A 3,522-nucleotide genomic window follows, 5' to 3' on the forward strand; every position below is an offset into this window, starting at 1 on the left:
TGGTCAGATTGTGCCAGAAGGCAGGGAGGCGAATATTCTGTCGCCTGCCAGGTGGGATCCGTCAAAACCGGTGACGCTTGTACCCGGCGTGCGCGCGATAGCAATCTTGATGCGGAGTGGTTCTGGAAATCTGTATTTGCCTGTTCTTCTCGATGTCAAACCTGGCGCTTCCTACATTGCCAGATATGAGCACAGCTTGAAGCAGTTCGATAGCCAACGCTTTTTCATTTACACGGTTTGGGTTGAAGATGTGGTAACAGGCGAGATCGTCGTTCCGAAGACGGATCTGCGTGGCAGGCGCTTATTGACATTGTAGATCAGGCCACCGTGAAGCTGATTTCGCCGGCGCTTTCCAGCGCGAGGTCGAAGGTGACTTCGCCATCATGGTCGCCTGCAAACTCGAGAGCGGTGATCTGGAAAGGACCGCTCACCGTACCGAAAGAGGGGATCACCACCTGCCAGTTTCGGATGGAGCCCGCAAAGAAAATACTTCTGACGCTTTCATCGGATGATGCGTCGCGGAAAATTCCGCGACCCGTGATCGCGGCGGAGCGGATGCCCGCCCCTTCCAGCAGCTCGCGCCAGCGGCCTGCGGATTCCGCATGGGTAACATCCACGGCGCGCGCGTTGAAGGAAATGGCGCGGGAGCGCAGGCCCGCCACCGTGGTGAAGTTCCCTTCGCCCGTGCTGTCGAGCTTCAGGAGCAGATCCTTGCCTTTCTGGGCAGTCATGCGGTTTCTCCCGTTTTTTCGGTGATGGCGCGGAAGCGGATTGTGCCGCGCCATGTTGTTCCATCCGCCTCGCGCCGCGTGGTGCTGTCGAGAAAGCGGAGATTGACGAGGTTGTGACCTTCGAGCGTGAGGGGCTTGTCATCGAGCGCCGCATGAACAGCACCAAGGATGCCCTTTGCCTCCATGCGGCCGCCGCTGCGCGAGAAGCAATGAAGCGCGAGGCGATGTTCCATGCCGCCCGGCCAGTTGCGCGTGTCATTCTCGCCGAGCACAAGGAACGGAAAGACGGCATCTCCGGGTGCATTGTCGTAAATGCGCGCACCGACCAACGCGGCAAGCGACGTATCCACCGCGAGATGTGCGAAGATTGCTTTCTGAAGGGCGAGATCGGCTGTCATACGCGGGCCTCACAATCAAGAACGAGAAAGCGTTTATCACCATCCGCATCGCGCAGCGCACGAATGCCATAGGCTCGCAAGCGCCAGAGAAGACGCATTTCCGTGGCCACATCCTTGCGGTAACGAATGGTGACGCGAAGGCGCGCGTGCGCGGCAAGCCGATCAGCGCTTACACTTTCATCTCCTCCCAGCTGCTCGACCTTTGCCCAGACAGAGAGGTCCTCGCCCCAGCTAATATTGGCACCCCCTGCTCCGTCTGCCGTGCGAAGGGGCGATTGCAGCGTCACACGCTCTCGCAATTCACCGATCACAGATGAAGCCTCCGGTAAGGCGCGATGAGCGCTGCGACCATTGCGGGAAGCTCTGCTTTCGCGCCGAGCGGAACAGGCTCGCGATTTTCAAACCAGTGCGCTGCAAGGAGCAGGATCGCCTGTTTCAGCGGCGCGGGCACTTCTGCCGCTGCCGCATGGCCCGCCGTAAAATCAATTGCGATACCTGCAAGCCGCGTTGCCGGCATGGGCCAGGCCTGACCGCGCCTTGCGGCGAGCCGAGGCGGTGTGCCGGTCGTATCCACCTCGTAGAACGCCGGATCGATCGTCAGCATCGAGCCGCCGATGGTGGCCACCCTGACCGCATCAAGGGTGAGAACCGGCGCAAGGGGGATCTCCACCGGCTGTGTCGGCCAGTCATCAAGCGTCAGCCGCCAGGACTGGGGCAGAAGCGCATAGCGGGCCGCTGCTTCGACGGCCATGCGCGCGGCGGTGAGGAGCGAGCCGAGAAGCGCGTCTTCCTCAGTTGCATCCAGCCGGAGATGAGCGCGCGCGTCAGCAAGCGCCACCGGCTCCGCTGCCGGAGGTGTCAGGAGTGTGAGAGCCATCATATGTTCCGGGATGAAGGGGGACTGTCATGGCCGGGTGGTTCCGGCCATGACGATGTTTGCGTCAGGCGACGGGCTTCAGATGCGCGAAGCCGAGAAGAGCGATAGCCGAAACGGGCGTTCCCTCTTCATGCGTACCGGTCAGCTCGACCGAGACACGCGTGTAGCGCGCCGGACCGACATAGCCGATGCGGCAGATGCAGAGATCGTCCTTGGCGCTTTCTATACGCGCGAAGATACCGCCTTCATCCGGCGCCGCGCCGAGCACTTCATGCGCCTCTTCCACCGGCAGCCAGGAGCTGCCGTCATCCGAGGCTTCGAGCACACAGGCGATGGAGAGTTCTTCCGAAAGCTCCTCCGCCGTTGCGCCGATCTCGATGATATGCTCGACCGCCTCGAAGCCCTTGCCATCAACGGGGGCGCCGTGGCGCGTTTCCGTTGTGAGCTTCGGGTCGAGCGTCTGGATGACCCTCAGGCCATTGTGAATGTCGCGCATGACGACCTCACGCCGAGAACTGGAGGAACTTGATCGCCTCGAAGTTCTGCACACCGCCGCCCACACGCTTTGTCGTGTAAAAAAGCACATAGGGCTTGGCGCTGTAGGGGTCGCGCAGCACGCGGATGCCGAGGCGATCCACGATGAGATAGCCGCGACGGAAATCACCGAACGCAATGGCCGGCGCGTCGGAAGCGATGGAAGGCATGTCCTCCACTTCCGTGACCGGATAGTTCAGAAGCGTTGGCGGCTGACCGGCGGTGAGGCCCGGCTGCCAGAGATAATTGCCATCCACATCCTTGAACTTGCGGATCGCCGCCTGCGTCGCCCGATTCATGACAAAGCGGCTATTCGCGCGGTAGCCCGACTTCACCGAATAGATGAGGTCGATCAGCTTGTCGCCCGGATTTGATGTCGGGAAGGCGCCATCATTGCCGGTGGCGATGAAGCCGAGCTTGCCCCATTCCCAACTGCTGTCGGCGATGCGGGTATAGTCAAGGAAGCCGCGCGGCTTCTTCACCCCATCACCCGTCACGAAGGCTTCACCTTCCTGCTCTGCAAAAGCGGTCTGCACTTCTTCCGCAAGCCACTGATCGATGCTGACGGCGGAATCTTCGAGAAGCGTCGGCGTTGCCGCCGGCATGGCGTAAAGCTCCATCGCCGGGAACTCGATCTCGCCAAGGTTTGGCGCCGTGGTCTGGGGCCGCGCCTCTGTTTCGCCAACCCAGCCCGTCTGTAACCCGCCCCGCGAGAAGGGCTTCTTGTAGCTCGATGCGCCGATCTGGCGGATGCCTGCAATGGCGCGGATGGGCGAGACTTCCGCGACGATGCGGTCGATCATGCTTTCCGTTTCCGCCGGAACCAGATAACCCCCATCGGGGTCGGATTGGGCGGAGAGCGCCTTTGCCTCCAGCCCGCGCAGGTCCGGCGCCTCGCCCTTGCGGACATAGCGCTCAAACGCCCGCTTATGCTCACGGCCCGCGATGCTGCCATCCAGAGCGCCGCCGATCTCCGGCCGTC

General features: G+C 61.8%; 7 protein-coding genes. 1 reads left to right on the forward strand and 6 read right to left on the reverse strand.

What is annotated here, in order from left to right; all coding sequences use genetic code 11:
• Nucleotides 1-316 (forward strand): hypothetical protein (locus tag WBF74_RS09645; RefSeq protein ID WP_424438770.1); only part of this gene is annotated, 316 nt, incomplete at its 5' end.
• Nucleotide 317: 1 nt separating this feature from the next.
• Here the strand turns inward: WBF74_RS09645 and WBF74_RS09650 are convergent.
• From WBF74_RS09650 to WBF74_RS09675, 6 genes are all read right to left on the reverse strand, one after another.
• On the reverse strand, nt 318-731 hold the full coding sequence (locus WBF74_RS09650; protein ID WP_424438773.1) for a phage major tail protein, TP901-1 family: 414 nt from the start codon (nt 729-731) through the stop codon (nt 318-320).
• Complete coding sequence (locus tag WBF74_RS09655) at nt 728-1,129, reverse strand: DUF3168 domain-containing protein (protein WP_424438776.1); 402 nt, start codon at nt 1,127-1,129, stop codon at nt 728-730. The genes WBF74_RS09650 and WBF74_RS09655 overlap by 4 nt, the downstream gene beginning before the upstream one ends.
• Nucleotides 1,126-1,440, reverse strand: a complete 315-nt coding sequence (locus WBF74_RS09660) for a phage head closure protein (protein ID WP_424438779.1) — start codon at nt 1,438-1,440, stop codon at nt 1,126-1,128. The genes WBF74_RS09655 and WBF74_RS09660 overlap by 4 nt, the downstream gene beginning before the upstream one ends.
• Nucleotides 1,437-2,006 (reverse strand): head-tail connector protein, encoded by a 570-nt coding sequence (locus WBF74_RS09665; RefSeq protein WP_424438782.1) that lies wholly within the window; start codon nt 2,004-2,006, stop codon nt 1,437-1,439. Before WBF74_RS09665 ends, WBF74_RS09660 begins: the two co-directional genes overlap by 4 nt.
• A 64-nt stretch (nt 2,007-2,070) precedes the next feature.
• Entirely contained in the window at nt 2,071-2,502 is a 432-nt protein-coding gene (locus WBF74_RS09670) for a hypothetical protein (RefSeq protein WP_424438785.1), read from the reverse strand.
• A 7-nt stretch (nt 2,503-2,509) separates the two neighbouring features.
• Nucleotides 2,510-3,522, reverse strand: a 1,013-nt coding sequence (locus tag WBF74_RS09675; RefSeq protein WP_424438788.1) for a phage major capsid protein, incomplete at its 5' end; no start/stop codon positions are given.

Source organism: Parvibaculum sp. (genome assembly GCF_049672805.1).
Lineage (GTDB): Bacteria > Pseudomonadota > Alphaproteobacteria > Parvibaculales > Parvibaculaceae > Parvibaculum.